The sequence below is a fragment of the Paenibacillus jepli genome, from assembly GCF_047238105.1.
In the GTDB taxonomy this organism is placed as follows: Bacteria; Bacillota; Bacilli; order Paenibacillales; family Paenibacillaceae; genus Paenibacillus_D.
On the sequence record NZ_JBDFMD010000001.1, the window covers coordinates 5,622,777 to 5,638,712 of the forward strand.

At 58.4% G+C, this 15,936-nt stretch carries 10 protein-coding genes and 1 pseudogene; 9 read left to right on the plus strand and 2 right to left on the minus strand.

Annotated features, from left to right (window positions below; translation table 11 throughout):
* Positions 1–292: 292 nt before the first annotated feature.
* The gene (locus ABC336_RS23585; RefSeq protein ID WP_413240978.1) at positions 293–979 is read right to left on the minus strand and encodes a response regulator; all 687 of its coding nucleotides are present in this window, start codon (positions 977–979) and stop codon (positions 293–295) included.
* A gap of 47 nt (positions 980–1,026) precedes the next feature.
* A complete protein-coding gene (locus ABC336_RS23590; RefSeq protein WP_413240979.1) occupies positions 1,027–3,087 on the minus strand; it encodes a sensor histidine kinase in 2,061 nt (686 codons plus the stop codon).
* 203 nt (positions 3,088–3,290) lie between these two features.
* Here ABC336_RS23590 and ABC336_RS23595 point away from each other — a divergent pair, with 203 nt between their 5' ends.
* From ABC336_RS23595 to ABC336_RS23635, 9 genes and pseudogenes are all read left to right on the plus strand, one after another.
* Positions 3,291–4,550, plus strand: a complete 1,260-nt coding sequence (locus ABC336_RS23595; protein ID WP_413240980.1) for a stalk domain-containing protein — start codon at positions 3,291–3,293, stop codon at positions 4,548–4,550.
* 43 nt (positions 4,551–4,593) lie between these two features.
* Positions 4,594–4,923 (plus strand): hypothetical protein, encoded by a 330-nt coding sequence (locus ABC336_RS23600; protein WP_413240981.1) that lies wholly within the window; start codon positions 4,594–4,596, stop codon positions 4,921–4,923.
* Between the two features lie 37 nt (positions 4,924–4,960).
* Positions 4,961–5,458 carry a hypothetical protein gene (locus tag ABC336_RS23605; RefSeq protein ID WP_413240982.1) on the plus strand — a complete coding sequence of 166 codons (498 nt, stop codon included), beginning with the start codon at positions 4,961–4,963 and terminating at the stop codon, positions 5,456–5,458.
* Between the two features lie 150 nt (positions 5,459–5,608).
* A complete protein-coding gene (locus ABC336_RS23610; protein WP_413240983.1) occupies positions 5,609–9,217 on the plus strand; it encodes a glycoside hydrolase family 44 protein in 3,609 nt (1,202 codons plus the stop codon).
* Positions 9,218–9,341: 124 nt separating this feature from the next.
* The gene (locus tag ABC336_RS23615; protein ID WP_413240984.1) at positions 9,342–10,004 is read left to right on the plus strand and encodes a hypothetical protein; all 663 of its coding nucleotides are present in this window, start codon (positions 9,342–9,344) and stop codon (positions 10,002–10,004) included.
* Positions 10,005–10,629: 625 nt separating this feature from the next.
* Entirely contained in the window at positions 10,630–11,463 is an 834-nt protein-coding gene (locus ABC336_RS23620) for a ribosomal RNA small subunit methyltransferase A (RefSeq protein ID WP_413240985.1), read from the plus strand.
* Positions 11,464–11,913: 450 nt separating this feature from the next.
* Positions 11,914–13,305 carry an asparaginase gene (locus ABC336_RS23625; protein ID WP_413240986.1) on the plus strand — a complete coding sequence of 464 codons (1,392 nt, stop codon included), beginning with the start codon at positions 11,914–11,916 and terminating at the stop codon, positions 13,303–13,305.
* A gap of 19 nt (positions 13,306–13,324) precedes the next feature.
* Positions 13,325–14,714, plus strand: a pseudogene (locus ABC336_RS23630) (asparaginase domain-containing protein); the annotation flags it as partial.
* Positions 14,691–15,815: an S-layer homology domain-containing protein gene (locus ABC336_RS23635; protein ID WP_413242585.1), complete on the plus strand. Its 1,125-nt coding sequence runs from the start codon at positions 14,691–14,693 to the stop codon at positions 15,813–15,815. The pseudogene ABC336_RS23630 and the gene ABC336_RS23635, both read left to right, overlap by 24 nt.
* The last annotated feature ends 121 nt before the right edge of the window (positions 15,816–15,936 follow it).

The window sequence follows — 15,936 nt, forward strand, 5'->3', positions numbered from 1 at the left end:
CAGGCGTCCGGGGCATCGCATCACGTGTGAGGCAGCCGCTTGGTGCGCCTGATGCCTGTATAGCGGTCTAGCCCGCCTCGCGCCTGAGTGGGGCCTTAGTCCGCGCCCCGCGCCTGCGCCGCTCCGGCGTCCGCGCCTGCGCCTGCGCCCCGCACCTGCGCTGCCGTGCCGCTCCGGCGTCCGCGCTCGCGCCCCGCACCTGCGCTGCCGTGCCGCTCCGGCGTCCGCGCTCGCGCCCCGCACTTGCGCTGCCGTGCCGCTCCGGCGTCCGCGCTCGCGCCCCGCACCTGCGCTACCGCGCCGCTCCGGCGTCGCCGCCCATCCCCGCTTCGCGGGCAATCATGATCGCATGAGCGCGGTTGGCCGCCTGCAGCTTGCTCAAGATGTTGGAGACGTGATTGCGCACCGTCTTCAGTGAGAGACCAAGGCGCCGGGCGATCTCCGGGTTGCCCAGATCGCGGGCGATCCACTCGAGGATCTCGCGTTCGCGCTCCGTAAGCTGAGGGAAGAGCAGGTTGCCGGGCATCCGCTTGACCATCGCATCGAAGTAGAACATCATCTTGCGGGCGATATCGGCGCTGAAGATCGCCTCGCCCCCGCCGACCACCTGGATCGCCCGGATAATTTCTTCCTTCTGCGCCCCTTTTAGCAAATATCCGCGTGCCCCGGAGCGCATGGCCGTAAACACGGACATGTCATCATCGAACATCGTCAGGATCAGGATGCGGATGTGCGGAGAAGTCCGGATGATCTCCTGTGTCGCCTCGATGCCGTTCATCCCCGGCATATTGACATCCATCAGGATGATATCCGGCTGCAGCGCTTCCGCCATGCGGACGGCTTCATGGCCGTCTTTGGCGATTCCCGTCACCTCGAAGCTCTCTTCCGACTGCAGGATCGACAGCAGCCCCTCGCAAAACATGGGATGATCGTCTGCCATCAGGATGCGTACTTTCTCCTTGATCGCCGTATCCAGCATCCTCAACTCCCCTTTCTTTTAATTGAGATTGTCCGAATGTGCAAACGTCATACCGCCGGCAGGCTGACCCGGATAACGGTTCCTTGTCCGGGCTCCGAGCTGAGTGCGAACGTGCCGCTAAGCTCCTCAGCCCGTTCCCGGATCGAGCGGACGCCGATCCCCGGCGTCATCTCGGTCGGCAGACCGCTGCCGTCATCCTCGATCTCGATCCGCAGGCTCTGCTCCTGCAGGGCGAGTCGGATATGGCAGCGGCTGGCGGCCGCATGCTTGACGACATTGGTCAGTCCTTCCTGGACGATCCGGTAGATCGCCACCTCTGTCGCCGCATTCAGCTGCAGGTCCCGATCGGCCCCCTCGAGTGCGATCTGCAGGGCTGGAGTCTGGTACTGCATGACCAGCTCCTGCAGGGCGAATGCAAGTCCGAACTCATCCAAAGCAGGGGGGCGCAGCGAATAGACGAGCCGGCGGATATCGGTGATCGCATGCCGCAGCTGGCTGCGTACTGTCTCCAGCTCTGTTCGGGAGCGGTGAGGATCGCTCCCGTGATGGTGGATCGCTTCATCGAGCCTGAGCGTCATGCTGGCGAGCGACGAGCCCAGCCCGTCATGGAGATCCCTGCGCAGTCTGCGCCGCTCCTCTTCCCGAGCCTGCACCAGCCGTTCCCGGGAATGCTGCAGATCGTCCGCCAGACGATAGGTCTGCACCGCGATGCTCACCTGCTGCACCAGATCCTCGATCATAGACTGGGCACCCGGAGGAACTGCCGTATGGACGTCCGCGGCCCCGAGCAGCAGCCGGCCGACCGGCAGCTGCCCTGCCTGCAGCTCGATTGTGCTGATCTCGCCTCCGGGCTTGCCGTGGACTGCCAGACGTTCGGTTTTGTCCTCTGTGTACACCTCGATGGCGGCATAGGACACCTGAAGCGCTGAGGCGACCTTGCGGGCGACGGATGCGAGCAGCGAACGGTGGGTCGTCGAAGAGGCCAATTGTCTGCTGAGCTGGGAGAGTACTTGGTACGGATTGTCCCGGAAGCCGTAGACGAGCCGGTTCACGCCGCGCTGGACGCGCTCGCGAAGCGGCTGCATAAGCACAGCGAGCAGTCCTGTCGCGAGCAGGGCGACGATGGAAGACGAGCGGCCCTGGATGAGCAGCCCGACCGCGCCGAGCAGCAAGGCGTAGGCGATGACAGCGACGACGCTGAGCACCAGATAGACCATCGTCCGGTTGAAGGCGACGGCCATGCGTCTGGCTCGATCCTCCAGGATGATCACCCCGAGCGGAAAGGGGATGAACAGCAGGCTGGCATACACCAGCGTCTGCAGCATCATCCGGACGAAGCCGTGGTCTGCGAGCGGGATCGTGTTGGCGAGTATGCCAGCGGCGACATAGCCGCAGATTCCGATCAGCAGCCACAGCAGCTTGCGCCGACGGTTGCGCGATTTCTCGCATGTATAACGGTAGATAAGTGTGCCGAAGGCGACAAGATGGGCAATCGAGATGACAACATAATTGAAGGCTGCCGGCAACGGATTGATATGCAGGGAGGCGAGATCGGGCAGCATCACATTGATGACGGTATGCAGGAGCCAGACGACACCTATAGCAGCTGTCCAGCGAGGGATGAAGCGTCCTTCGGGAAAGAGCAGCAGGAAAAACAGATATAAAGTGCCCAGCGCATTCAGCCAGGCAAAGGAATGCTGGAGCAGCGGCCATGAGCTGAATAGCGCCTCATCCACACTAAAGATGGTTCCGGTGACGATCAGGAGGATAGAGGCCACGACGCAGTACAGGTCGCGCCAACCGTAACGGTACAGCAAAAAGCCGACGACCCAAAAAGAAAGGGTCTGGAGCGACAACAGCACTAGCGTCAAGCTGCTGTACAGCTCGGGCATGATCCCGAAGTCCGCCAGTTGACGGAGCTGCTCTGCGTTCATCTGCAAAAAGCTGGCGCAATCTCTGCCTATGCAGGCCCGCTCGTAGACGCCCAGCGCGAGCACGCGGCTGGAGATCGTGGTGGTGATGGCTGCCGCAGCCGCAACCCACCATAACAGATGAATAATGATCCGCATCGGAAGGAGCGCCCGGGTGGAGAGAGGCTCGGTAACCATACACGTTTCCCTTTCTATTCGTTCGCTTTTGATCACGAAAATAGCTGTAGCGACACTCTTTTCATTAGTATAGCACAGGTTTTTCCCGCCCGGCACGGGAAGTATCGTTCCCGGATTATTCCCGGTCATGCCGGGAACAGGTCTCTTGCGGCCGGGAAAAGAGAGCGCGTAATCTAGCAATGTCAAAGAAAGGAAGTGATCAGATGGGAATCAGCCGCAAAAAAACAGCGTGGTGGCTGACGGTTACAAAATTAATGGCTGCTCTTGTACTGGCGCTGATGGCTGCCAGTCCGGCAGCGGTCGCGCAGCAGAGTGTGAAGGTATACGTAGGCGGCCAGCAGCTGCAGTTCAGCGGGCAGCAGCCGGTGATCGTCCAAGGGACGACGCTGGTGCCGTTCCGGGCCATGTTCGAGGCGCTGGACTTTGAGGTGGCCTGGCATGCAGGGAGCAAGAGGGCCGTCGGCACCAAAGACGGTTTGAACATCGAGCTGACGATGAACAAGGGCACAGCGCTCGTGAACGGCCAGTCCCGGTCGCTGAGCGTGCCTGCGCAGGTCATGAAGGGCAGTACGATGATCCCGCTGCGCTTCGTCTCGGAACATAGCGGGTACGAAGTGAACCACGCCAAAGAAGCGGGCGTAACAGTCATCCGGGTGGGCGGAGGCGGCGGACCTGCGCCAGGCGGATCAGGAGCTCCTGGACCTGGCACTGGAGGCAACGCAGGACCTTCGACAGTCGAGCCCGGCGTCCTGAAGGGCCGGGTAGTGGATGTCGACGGTCAGCCGCTGCAAGGCGCACGGGTGACGGCGGACAATCAATTGCTGTACAACAGCAACGCCCAGGCGATTACCGATGCCAACGGCTACTACCGCATCCCGCTGGGGATGGCTGCCGCGACGTATATGGCATACGCAGAGTACAAGACGACACTTAACGGGCGAGAGTATGTCATGGATCTGGAGCCGGTCAACGATACGCCGTTCGCAGGCAATGAAGGAGCGATCCGCGACTTCAAGCAGGTACTGGACAGCTCGGGGCCATCGGGCAGCAGCGGCTTTGTCCTGTTCTATATGATGGATCTGATCCACCCGCTGAATCCGATCGCCGAGCCGCCGAACCGCGACGATGTCACGCTGACGCTGAAGCCTGTGGGTCCGGGGTTGAACGGCAAGGTCGGTCAGACGATCGTCAGCAAAGGCAGCAATTCCAATAACGGCTACGGAGTCCATCATGTCCCGATCGGCACCTATGAGATCTCCGCGACCTACGCACCGCCCGGCGAAGAGCCGCAGCAACTGCTCATCCGTCTGGTGGAGCGCGGTCAGGACAAAGCGTATTTCAAATCGGTGACGACGGATTTTGAAGAATTGGGCTCGAAAATTTATAAAATCGAGCTGGAGCTCAAGCTGGATGTCGTCCCGCCGCCGCCGCCTTCCTACGATCCCGGAGAGTGGGAATGGTAAACCGGCTGAAGGAACTTACTAGAAGAAAGGCGATGACCTGACTATGAATCAACAAAACCTGGCCACAGACCAGACAGATATCGACAAGCATAAAGCTGTTGCCGCACTTGGCTATATCATCTTCCTGATCCCGATCCTGGCGGCGCGGGACTCGCGATACGCGATGTACCACGCCAATCAGGGGCTGGTGCTGCTGCTGGCGGCCGTGGCGATCAATATTATCGGTACCGTGATCCCGATTGTCGGCTGGCTGCTGATCGCGCCGCTTGGGATGATCGGCATCCTCATCCTGGCCATCCTGGGCATCCTCAATGCAGTGAACGGCCAGAGCCGGCCGCTGCCGCTGATCGGCGGCATCAAATTGTTGAAATGATGGCATTGGCATCCAACAGACAAGGAGTTGCATGAACGTGAAAAGGATACGCAAGAGTGGGGCGGCTGGCATCATGCTGGCCGCCATCCTGCTGGCGGCGGGCTGCTCCCACAGCGGGATGGGACATGTCACAGTGGGGGAATCGGGTGGAACGACGACAAAGGAACAAGGGTCGGTCACCTATACGTCCAAGGACGGAGAGGAGACCACGTACTCGAGCAAAGAGGAGCTGCCGGAAGGCTTTCCCGGCGACATCCCGTTTCCTCCGGATTATGTCGTGACGAGTTCGATTACGACCGAAGAAGGATATACGGTAACGTTTGATTCGACACGGCCGTTCGGAGAAGTCGTAGAGTTGTATAAGGAGTATGCGGAGCGGGCGGGATACCAGGAGAGCTATCTGATGGATGAGGCGGACTTTTACAATTATACAGGGAACAAAGGCGATGAGAAGTTCGTCAGCACCCTTACTCTCGATCTGGAGGACAACAAGACCGTAACCGGCATTATCGTCTACGGCAAAGGGCGGGGCTGATACAGGGCGACACAGATACCGCTTCCGCCTTCTGCTCCACCTCCGGTGCCAGTCGGGCCGAGGCCGCGCTGCTGCTCCGGGCTATGAAACGGCCCGCCCTGGTGGACCAGGCTCTATAAATTCGATGTAATCACTGGAGGAATCTTGTCGATGAAGAACGCAGTTAGCAGAAGGAATAAAATGAAAATCATCGCCGTGCTGCTCATCGCTGCGCTGTTGATCAGCCAACTGATGTGGCCCAGACAGCCGTCCTATGGCCAGACGAGCGAACCGCTGTCCGTCTATGGCGATGTCCTATCGGATGAGTTCGTCAACTATAGCTGGGCCAGCCACAGCCTTGAGGAGACTTCCACCGTGCGCAGCGGCGATCGATCGATCCGCTTCGTGCCGGGTGAAGGGCAGGCGCTCTACTTTTACAAGCACCGGGTGATGAATGCCGGAGATTATGACAGCCTGCGCTTCTGGGTGCACGGCGGGCTGAACGGCGGCCAGCAATTCACACTGAGCCTCACGCTCGGCGGCGGCGGACTGGCAGAGATCGCATCCGACGAGCTGCTCCCGGACGGCGTGCCGGCAGGCGAGTGGCGTCAAGTTGTGGTGCCGCTGCGGCAGCTCGGCGTCACGGGCTTGCTCGACGGCATCCAGCTGTGGGGGCGGGGAGAGGGAGCTCAAGGACCGTTGTATCTCGATGATCTCGCCTTCCACGGCGGTACGGGCAGCGGCGATCCCGAGCCTGAGCCGGGCGGTGAGCTGGAGGTAGCCGGACTGGCCTTTGAGCATAGCGAGCTGATTATCCGTCAGGGTCAGACACGGACTGCTGTCCTCCATATGATTCTGGAAGACGGTACGCGGATTGCGGCTCGTGAGTCGGTGGAGTGGCTGACATCGGATGAAGCTGTCGCCTTGGTAAGCGAAGGACGAGTGCAGGCGCAGTCCCCCGGTTCCGTGGTGATCCGAGCCGTCTATGGCGACTTCGCGGCCGAATTGCCTGTGCAGGTTATAGGAGCGGATCCGGAGCGGCCGGTCGATCCTGTCGACGGATTGCATATCTTCGCCGACGGACTGGCCGAGACGGTGACCAATAACAGCTGGGGCGATGTCGCTTTGGATGAAACGGACATCGTCTACTCCGGTACGGCAGCGATCCGCTTCCGTCCGGTCGGCGATGCGGCGCTCTATCTGTACAGTCAGCGGATCCTGACGATGAACGAATACGACAAGCTGAGCTTCTGGATCCATGGCGGCGATGCAGGCGGCCAGGATGTGCGGCTCAAGCTGACGGCCGGGGGAGCAACGGTTTCGGAGCGCAGGCTGAATGACGTCATTCCAGGCGGTATCCCGGCAGGCGAGTGGGTGTTCGTAGAGCTCACGTTGTCTGAGCTGGAGCTGCCTGACCGGCTGTTTGACGGCTTGCAGTTCGCAGGCGGATCGTCAGGCGAGCAGCCGGCGATCTATCTCGACGATATTGCCCTGACAGCCAAGCGGGCGGCGCAAGCTCGCATCGTCGAGATCCGCACCGACAAGCACGGGCTGGTCATGCTGCCCGGCGAGGTGCAGCAGCTGGCGGGAGAGACGTTCCTCGCCTCCGGCGAGACCGGTGACATCACGGCGCTGGCCGAGTGGACGGTGGACCGCCCTGACATCGCTTCAGTAGAAGGCGGCCGCGTCACGGCACATGCCGAAGGCATAGCGCGAATTACGCTCGCCTACCAGAACTTCAGCACCGATGCCTTCGTACAGGTGACCAACGTCGTCGCGGAGACCGTCTATGACGATCGGTTGGCAGCGGGCTACCGCAACTATAGCTGGCATGAGAAGGATTTTGCCCACACAGCTCAAGTCCGTACCGGACAGTATGCGATCGCCTTCGATCCGAGCGGCTGGGATGGCGTCTGGATCTCGGGCGAGCAGAAGAAGCAGGTGGATCAGTATTATGGCTTCCGTCTTTGGCTTCATGGCGGGACGGCGGGCGGTCAGGAGCTGCTCTTGCACGCTTATGACGGCGGCCAGTCGATGGGTGCAGTGAGTCTGGAACGCTTCCTCCCGGACGGTATGCTTCCCGGGGGCAGGTGGACAGAGGTGACGGTCAGTATGGCTGATCTAGGGTTGGAATACGGAACCTTCGACGGCCTGATCCTGCAGGCGGGCACAGACCGCAGCCAGGGCCGGATCTATCTCGACGATGTGTCGCTGCTCCGCAACCCTTCCCCGGGACAGCTGCCGGAGCCGCAGATGCCGGTGATCGATATTCAAGTGGATCAAGAGGCGGAGCGGCTGCCGATCAGCAACTTGATCTACGGCACCAATTACGATGAGCAGCATCCGACGAACTCCGAGCTGGCGTTCCCGCTCGAGCGTTGGGGCGGCAATCAGACGACCCGCTACAACTGGGAGCTCGATACGGCCAATCGGGCGGCCGACTGGTTCTTCATCAACTATCCTTACGGCAATGACGACCCGGGTCAGCTGCCGCACGAATCGATGTCCGACCGTTTCATCGACCGTGTGCTGGGACGTGGCGACGATGTGCTGATGACGATCCCGACGATCGGTTGGACGCCAAAGGAGCGGGCGGTAAGCTCCGGCTTCTCGATCCGGAAGTATGGCGCGCAAGAAGGCTGGGCTCCCGAGCTGCGGGATGCAGGCAACGGTGTCCGCCCCGGAGGCGAGCTGATCGTCGGCAACGATCCGGAGGATACCTCCAAGCGAGTCGACGAGACGTTTGCGACTCGCTGGGTAGAGCATATGGCACAGCGTTCCGGTGATGGAGTACGGTTGTATGCGCTGGACAACGAGCCGGAGATCTGGCATGTCACCCACCGCGATGTGCATCCGGAGGCGCCGACCTACGATGAGCTGTGGGAGAAGACGATGCGATACGGATCGGCAATCAAAGCAGTAGACAGCGATGCTCAGCTGCTCGGGCCGGTATCCTGGGGCTGGTGCGCGTACTTCTATTCCTCCGCCGATCAATGTGCGGACGGACCTGACCGCCAGTCACATGGCGGTACGCCGTTCCTGGAGTGGTATCTGCAGCAGGTCAAGAGTCACGAAGATGAGACGAATGTGCGCCTGATCGACTACCTGACCGTGCATTATTACTCCCAGGAGACCGCTGTGCCTTCGGCGGATGAGAGTCCGGCCACGGCAAAGCGCCGTTTTCAAGCGCTCAAGTCGCTCTACGACGAGGACTTCGTCGACTACTCCTGGATCCAGGAGCCGATCCGGCTGATCCCGCGCATGAAGGAGATCATCGAGCGCAATCTGCCCGGGACCAAGCTGGCAATTACCGAGTACAACTTTGGCAACGGCAGCGGTATTACCGCAGGCCTGGCACAGGCGGAAGCGCTGGCGATCTTCGGCCGCGAAGGCGTCGACCTGGCGACTCGCTTCGGCAACTTCCAGGCGGGCACGCCGATGGAGGATGCGTTCAAGCTCTACCTGGATTATGACGGCAACGGCTCGCGCATCGAAGGCAGCAGCGTACGTACGCACTCGACACTGTTTGATGCTGTAGGGGCCTATACGATCGAAGGCAACGACGGCAAAACCTATGTGTTGTTGTTTAACAAAGATACTTTGAGCCGGCAGATCAGTCTGGATGCGGGCATGGAGGGTGTGAACGCAGCCGCAATGTACCGTTTCGGAGCGGTCTCCCGTCTTGCTCCCGCCGGCACTGTAGAGGCTGGCGAGGAAGGACGATTCGAGCTGACACTGCCCAAGCGGACGGCTACTCTGCTCGTATTGAACCCGTCTTGATCTTTGTTCCTTCTTCTTCGGCTTGACCCTGACCGTCCGGCAGCAAGGGCTCCCCCGGGCGGTGGTGGACCGGCTTCCTGGATTGTGCCGGTCCCGCAATTTTAATTTAAGGAGAGAACCACTCATGGCAATTGTGCCTCAAGGTCTGTTGCGAACAGGCGGATTTATCCTCCTGCTGGGAGGGCTGGCCCACTTTATCACGCATATCTTGCATCTGCAAGAGGATACGCCGCTGTCGCTGGAGCAGCTGCCACACTTTCTGGAGATGGCTGTCGGCACCCATATCGCGCTTTTTCTAGCGACGCCGCTGATGCTCATAGGGCTCACGGCGCTGTTCATCAGACATGCCGGCACCATTGCCTGGTGGGGATGGATCGGCTACTTATGTCTGTTCTTCTCGTTCGTAGTCGAGTCGGTGCACTCTGTACTGCAGGTTTATCAATACCCGGTGTTGTTCGAGGGGATTGCTAGTGAGGAACAACTGGCAGCTGCTTCGGACATCGCCAACCGGACGCTGATGGCGGAAGGCTTCCCCAGCCTTCTGACAATGGCGGGCGGGATCGCGGTGCTGCTTGGGTTTCTTTTGACGATTATTGCATTGTTCCGCGCACGCATCTACACCAGATGGCTTGCTCTCAGCTTCCTGATCATGCCCTCGACGCTGTTCTTTCCTTGGGAGATCTACGGAAGATATGTCTTCCCCATATCCTTCCTTGCCTATGCCGCATATGGCTTGCTGATGGTGACTGAACGGCGGGAGACGGGAAATTATACGCTGAGCGGCTAATCTCGCACAAGAACTGCCCTTCTGCCAATTCCCCTGGCGGAGGGCGGTTTTGGTGTGCGCTGCCATCTTGCCGCCTTTTGCGTACTGTGGTATAATGTGGTTAATTTAAGGAACGGAGGGTTGTCCTGCTATGGGTGCTCTAAATTATGCCAGATTTCGTTTTGAACTTTGTGCCACTAACTAAATAGTGCTCAAGGGCTCTGCCTGCGTGCGGAGCAAACGGAATCGGTCTGCCCATTTCCAGGATACCCGTATAGTTGCTAAGCCGGGAGAGAGGGGACGAAGGTCCGCCTCTTTTTTGTGCTTTTCGGCAAGTTCCATACCGCTAGAAGTTCGGTCGACACAGCGTTTCTCTCCTCAAGAGGAAGGGGAAGCTTCTTTGATATGGCTAAGGCTGCTTGCAATTCATGCCGGTTAAAGCTCGTCGTCGGTTCTAGCGGTCAGCGAGCGAATGGACTTCGGTTGTATGGAGAATGCCATCGCTTCACACGCCGCTCCCTGGACGGGAGAGGTGTGTTCGGGGCTGTCCACGAATTGGCTTAACTCTTGTTTCGTTATCCCGCCGCAGGCTGATGCCTGCGGTTTTTTCGTGTATTTCAGAGACGACAAGGGAGATGACGGAACGATGAGAAATGAAAACAAGAAGCATCGCAAAATCAGAAAGTGTGTCCCGGGCCCCAGCTTTGCAGGTCAGCATCTGCTGCATCATCCAGGAACAATCCGGGAGTTGATCCGACTGCCGCGCCTTAGTCCGGGGGAGACGGTAGTGGAGATCGGAGCGGGCAAAGGGGCAATCACGCTGCCGCTGCTGGAGACGGGATGCAGGATTGTCGCAGTCGAGCGAGATCCGCAGATGGTGGATTACTTGCGGGAGAAGATTGGAGATGGATACCCGCTTGTCATTAAGTCTATTGATTTCCGAAAGATGCGGCTGCCTGAAGGGCCGTTTTGCGTTGTCGCCAATATTCCCTTTGCTATCACAACCGAGATTTTGGAGCGGCTGCTGGGGGAGGGGGGCAAAAGGTTTGAACGAGGGGCGCTTATTATGGAGCTAGGAGCTGCCAGACGGTTTACTGCCGCTTACCCTTCTGATCCGCGTGTGCTGGCGTGGCAGATGAATTATCGGATGACGGTCAGGAAGACTGTGCCCCGAAGTCATTTCTCGCCGCCACCAAAGGTGGATGCCGCACTAGTCAGCCTGGAACGCAGAGGCGACCCCCAGTTGGCAGCAGGCCAGCACCAGCGTTTTCGAGCATTCGCCGGCTACTTGCTGCGACACGCCTGTGAACCGCTATATGAAGCGCTGAGACCGGTCTTTACTGCGGAGCAGATAAAGCGGATGATGAAGCAGGCGGGTACTGATCGGGACCAATCCTCCGCACGCCTCTCCATACGGCAGTGGGGGATACTATTCTCCGCAATGCTGCAATATGTCCCAAGCCATCGCTGGCCGAGGTGACAAACAAGATGCGATTTCTTCGATCGTCTGATCGAGGAAGTCGCATTTTTTAAATACAAGAAAAGTATTCTCACATCTACTTGGCTTGTATTTCTCCGGAATGAAACTATAGCATTTTATCCTCAGCTAAAAGGTTTTCTATTAAACGAAGCGCTTGGAATTTCACAAAAATATATTCAACATCATGTAAACTTTTATGACATATTGAATGGCTTTTCCTAATCTGAGTGTAACTCTCCTTTTTATCCTGAATGGTTGTTTGGATGATAATGTTAGGCGTGTTTTCAATGCAATTTAATACGTTTTTTAAGCTAAAATTGATGACTGAGTGTGTAAATGTATATTGTATACGTTTTATTCATCTCCATATTGATTTGTTATATATCCTCACACAATACTATAATCCGGATAAGATTCACTCAAACATATTACATAGGAGGAGTAGAGAAAATGACGGATATGGTAAAGGGAAGGTTAAGTAGGAAGGTTATTATCCCCTTGTTGGTTCTCTCTTTGATTGCAACAATGTCAAGCCTGTTGGCGATTATGGCAAGGGCGGAAGAAGTACCTGATCTGCCGACGTTTGATATTCCTCCGCTCTCCGCTGAGCACCAGACTTCTCAGCTGCCCAATGTTATCGTCGTTGCTACGGGCGGTACGCTGGCGGGAGCGGCGAGCAACGGAGACAAGACCAACTTCCAAAGCTACCGGGCAGGCACATATCCGATGGCGGAGCTTGTCGCTCAGTTGCCTACGCATAAAACCGCAGATGTAGCCACCTATCAATTTGGAAACAAAGGATCAGGCGGCTATACGATTAAAGAGCTTTACGATCTATCTTTGGCTGTGGACGCCGCTCTTGAGATCTACGACAGCGCCGTAGTTACAACAGGAACAGACACGATGGAGGAGATCGCCTACTTCCTTGATCTGACGGTCCGCAGCGAGAAGCCGGTCGTCGTCACTGGCGCGATGCGCCCGTGGGATGTTATCGGGACCGACGGCCCGGCCAACTTATATCAAGCTATCAAAGTTGCAGGCAGCGGCAAGACCAAATGGTTCGGTACTGTCGTGATGCTAAATGATGTCGTCTTCGCTGCTCGTGAGGTGACCAAATCCAACTCGCACCGGATGGATACGTTTGATGCACCGATGGTAGGCGCCCTTGGTTATGTGGACGATCCTGCCGTACGGATCTACAGAGCGCCTGCAAGAGCTTTTAAGGCGGGTACGCCGGAGTGGGCGACGCCATTTGATCTGCGGACGATCTCCAAAGACAACCTGCCATTGGTCGGCATCGTGTACAACTATCAAGAAGCGAGCGGCGGTGCAATTCGCGGGCTGGTCGAAGATGGTGTCAAAGGCATCGTCACGGCAGGTACGGGAGCTGGCGGCATCTCTTCAGCTCTCGGTTCGGCCCGTTCGGCGGCTATCAGCGACCACGGTGTTGTCTTCGTATCGACGACCAGAACAGGTTCCGGTTCGGTATACGGCGGCTCCGGCAATACGGTGGCCGGGGACAATCTCAACGCCTCGCATGCACGTATGATGCTGCTGCTGTCGCTCGCTTTCTCTAACGACACCACGCAAATCCGCAATTGGTTCCAAACCTTCGGCACGGGTGATGTAGAAATCTCAGTCGACGAGAACACCGTGCTCACCACGTCCGTAGACGAAGAGCCGCTCCTTCCCGAGATCGAGGAGCCTATAGTAAGCGAGCCGACTCCCGAGACGGAAGCTCCTGTAGGGACAGAGTCCGAAGAATCGGAGCCTCCGGCTAATGAAGAAGATACCGACCTGGCTGCGCAAGGACAAGAGGAAGAGCTCGTGGTGACGCCATAAGCAGAGGAGGAGACAGGCAATGACAATCATTGATTCAAAAAGGACGCTGCGCAGACAAATTGCCGTCTTGATTATCGCAGCGCTACTAAGTTCGCTCTGGACCGGATACACGGTATCCGTCCGAGCGGAAGAAGCGCCGGTGCTGCCCACCTTTGCTATCCCGGCGCTGTCAGACGAGCACCAGACTTCTCCGCTCCCCAACGTCATCGTCGTCGCTACGGGCGGTACGTTGGCGGGTGCGGCGAGCGACGAAGACAAGACCAATTTCCAAAGCTACCGGGCAGGTACATACCCGATCGCGGATATGGTCTCTCAGTTGCCCAAGCACAAAAATGCCGATGTCGCGACCTATCAATTCGGCAATAAGGGCTCTGGGGGCTACACAATCAAAGAACTGTACGACCTGTCGCTGGCCGTGGATGCCGCTCTTGAAATCTATGACAGTGCCGTCGTCACGACAGGCACGGACACGATGGAGGAGATCGCCTACTTCCTCGATCTGACGGTGCGCAGAGAAACCGGTCGTCGTCACTGGCGCGATGCGCCCGTGGGACGTGATCGGTACCGATGGCCCGGCTAACCTGTACCAGGCGATCAAGGTTGCGGCGAGCGGCAAAACCAAGTGGTTCGGTACTGTAGTTATGCTGAATGATGTTATCCATGCGGCACGCGAGGTAACCAAGGCCAATTCGCACCGGATGGACACCTTCAAGACACCGATGTTTGGGGCGCTGGGTTATGTTGACGACCCGGCGGTGCGGATCTACCGGCTCAACGCCCGGGCCCTTAAGGCGGGCAAAGCCGACTGGGCGACGCCGTTTGATCTGCGGACGATCTCCAAAGACAAGCTGCCCCTCGTCGAGATTGTCTACAACTATCAGGAAGCAACCGGCGGGGCCATCCGAGGACTGGTCGAGGACGGTGCCAAGGGGATCGTCACGGCAGGTACAGGAGCCGGCGGTATCTCCTCAGCTATGGGTACGGCCCGCACGGATGCGATCCGGGATCACGGCGTCGTCTTCGTCTCAACGACACGGACGGGCTCGGGCAGTGTCGGCGGGGGCGGCACCAACATCATCGCGGGCGACAATCTCAACCCCCAGCATGCCCGGATCATGCTGGTCCTCTCACTCGCCTTCACGGATGATGTCGAGACGATCAGGGGCTGGTTCGCATCGACAGGAACGCAGCAGGTAGAGATTGGCGATGATCGCGAGCCATTCTGGGTAGTAGGCAGTGCGCTTGCTGCGAGCGGAGTCTCGACATCCAGCGCAACGTTGAACTGGCCTCACGCCAAGGATGATGCCGGTGTGACGGAATACCGGCTATATCGGGACGCACTCACCGAGCCAGTCGCTGTCTTACCGAGTACCGCCACCTCATATATGGTGACGGGGCTTGCAGCCGGCAACTTGTACAGCTTTACGATTAAGGCTGTGGACGCCCAAGGCAATGAGAGTGAAGGGCTAACGGTGAGGGTGAGGACTTCTGATCAAGGCGGAATCTACCCTCCGGGCACTGGGTTCCCGGGTTCGCCTGATGAGGCCAAAACTTCGCTGGGGGCGGGCAGCGCAGGCAGCGTCAGCCTGGGTGATCTGGCTACTGTAAGTGTGCCGGCCGGAGCTACCAGTACGCCGACGGAGTTCAAGATTGTCAGACTGGCCGATCCGGCAGGACTTACTGGTCCAGCGGATGTCCTGGCATCGCCAATCTTTGAGATTACGAAGAGTACGACAGGCGATTTCCTTGCGCCGGTCACCCTGTCCTTCAAATTTGATCCTTCTCTGGTGAAAGAGGGACAACAAGCTTCGATCTTCTGGTACGACGAAGAGGCGAAACAGTGGGTCGAGATCGGAGGGGAAGTCAGCGGCGATGTGATCACCGCATCTGTCGATCACTTTACGAAATTTGCCGTATTTGTTGTGGATACCGAGGAATCCGGTGAACCGGGCGGTCCCGATGAACCGCAGGTGCCAATAAGCTTCTCTGATACTGCGGGACATTGGGCTGAAGCCGCGATCCGCGCGGCAGCTGCAGCGGATATCGTGACGGGGTATGAAGACGGGACATTCAAACCGGGCAATACCGTGACGCGGGCGGAGTTTGCTGTCATGCTGATGAGGACTCTGGAGGCAGAGGGCTTGAGCGCGCCACTTAGCTTCACCGACCGCAACAGTATCCCGGCTTGGGCAGCTCCGTCGATCGCGGAAGCAGTCAGAGCGGGTATCATCAGCGGTTATCCGGACGGCACATTCCGTCCTGGCGCAAACGTCACACGGATGGAGATGGCGGTGATGATAGCTAACAGTTTGGAACTGGATACGAGTGCTGCCGCTACGACTTCTTTCGCCGATGACGGAGATATTCCGTCCTGGGCGAAGGGGGCGGTCAAGGCGGTCAGCGACGAGGGGATCGTCCAGGGCCGGCCTGGCAATCTGTTCGCACCGCGGGCTACAGCGACCCGGGCCGACTCGATCACGATGATTATGAATATGCTCGGCAATCGCTAGAGATAACATAGGAGTAGCTCTGCAAGTGAGATAAAAGCTGGTTGGGAATGTAACGTTCCCGGCCAGCTTTTTTTTTGCGTCCTCCTCCAGATAGTTTCAGCTCGCTTTAGGCGCGGCGACT

Bases quoted from the DNA above. Each gene is read 5' to 3' on its own strand.
- ABC336_RS23585 (WP_413240978.1), bottom strand. From the start codon at position 979: ATGCTGGATACGGCGATCAAGGAGAAAGTACGCATCCTGATGGCAGAC.
- ABC336_RS23590 (WP_413240979.1), bottom strand. From the start codon at position 3,087: ATGGTTACCGAGCCTCTCTCCACCCGGGCGCTCCTTCCGATGCGGATC.
- ABC336_RS23595 (WP_413240980.1), top strand. From the start codon at position 3,291: ATGGGAATCAGCCGCAAAAAAACAGCGTGGTGGCTGACGGTTACAAAA.
- ABC336_RS23600 (WP_413240981.1), top strand. From the start codon at position 4,594: ATGAATCAACAAAACCTGGCCACAGACCAGACAGATATCGACAAGCAT.
- ABC336_RS23610 (WP_413240983.1), top strand. From the start codon at position 5,609: ATGAAGAACGCAGTTAGCAGAAGGAATAAAATGAAAATCATCGCCGTG.
- ABC336_RS23615 (WP_413240984.1), top strand. From the start codon at position 9,342: ATGGCAATTGTGCCTCAAGGTCTGTTGCGAACAGGCGGATTTATCCTC.
- ABC336_RS23620 (WP_413240985.1), top strand. From the start codon at position 10,630: ATGAGAAATGAAAACAAGAAGCATCGCAAAATCAGAAAGTGTGTCCCG.
- ABC336_RS23625 (WP_413240986.1), top strand. From the start codon at position 11,914: ATGACGGATATGGTAAAGGGAAGGTTAAGTAGGAAGGTTATTATCCCC.
- ABC336_RS23635 (WP_413242585.1), top strand. From the start codon at position 14,691: ATGGTGACGGGGCTTGCAGCCGGCAACTTGTACAGCTTTACGATTAAG.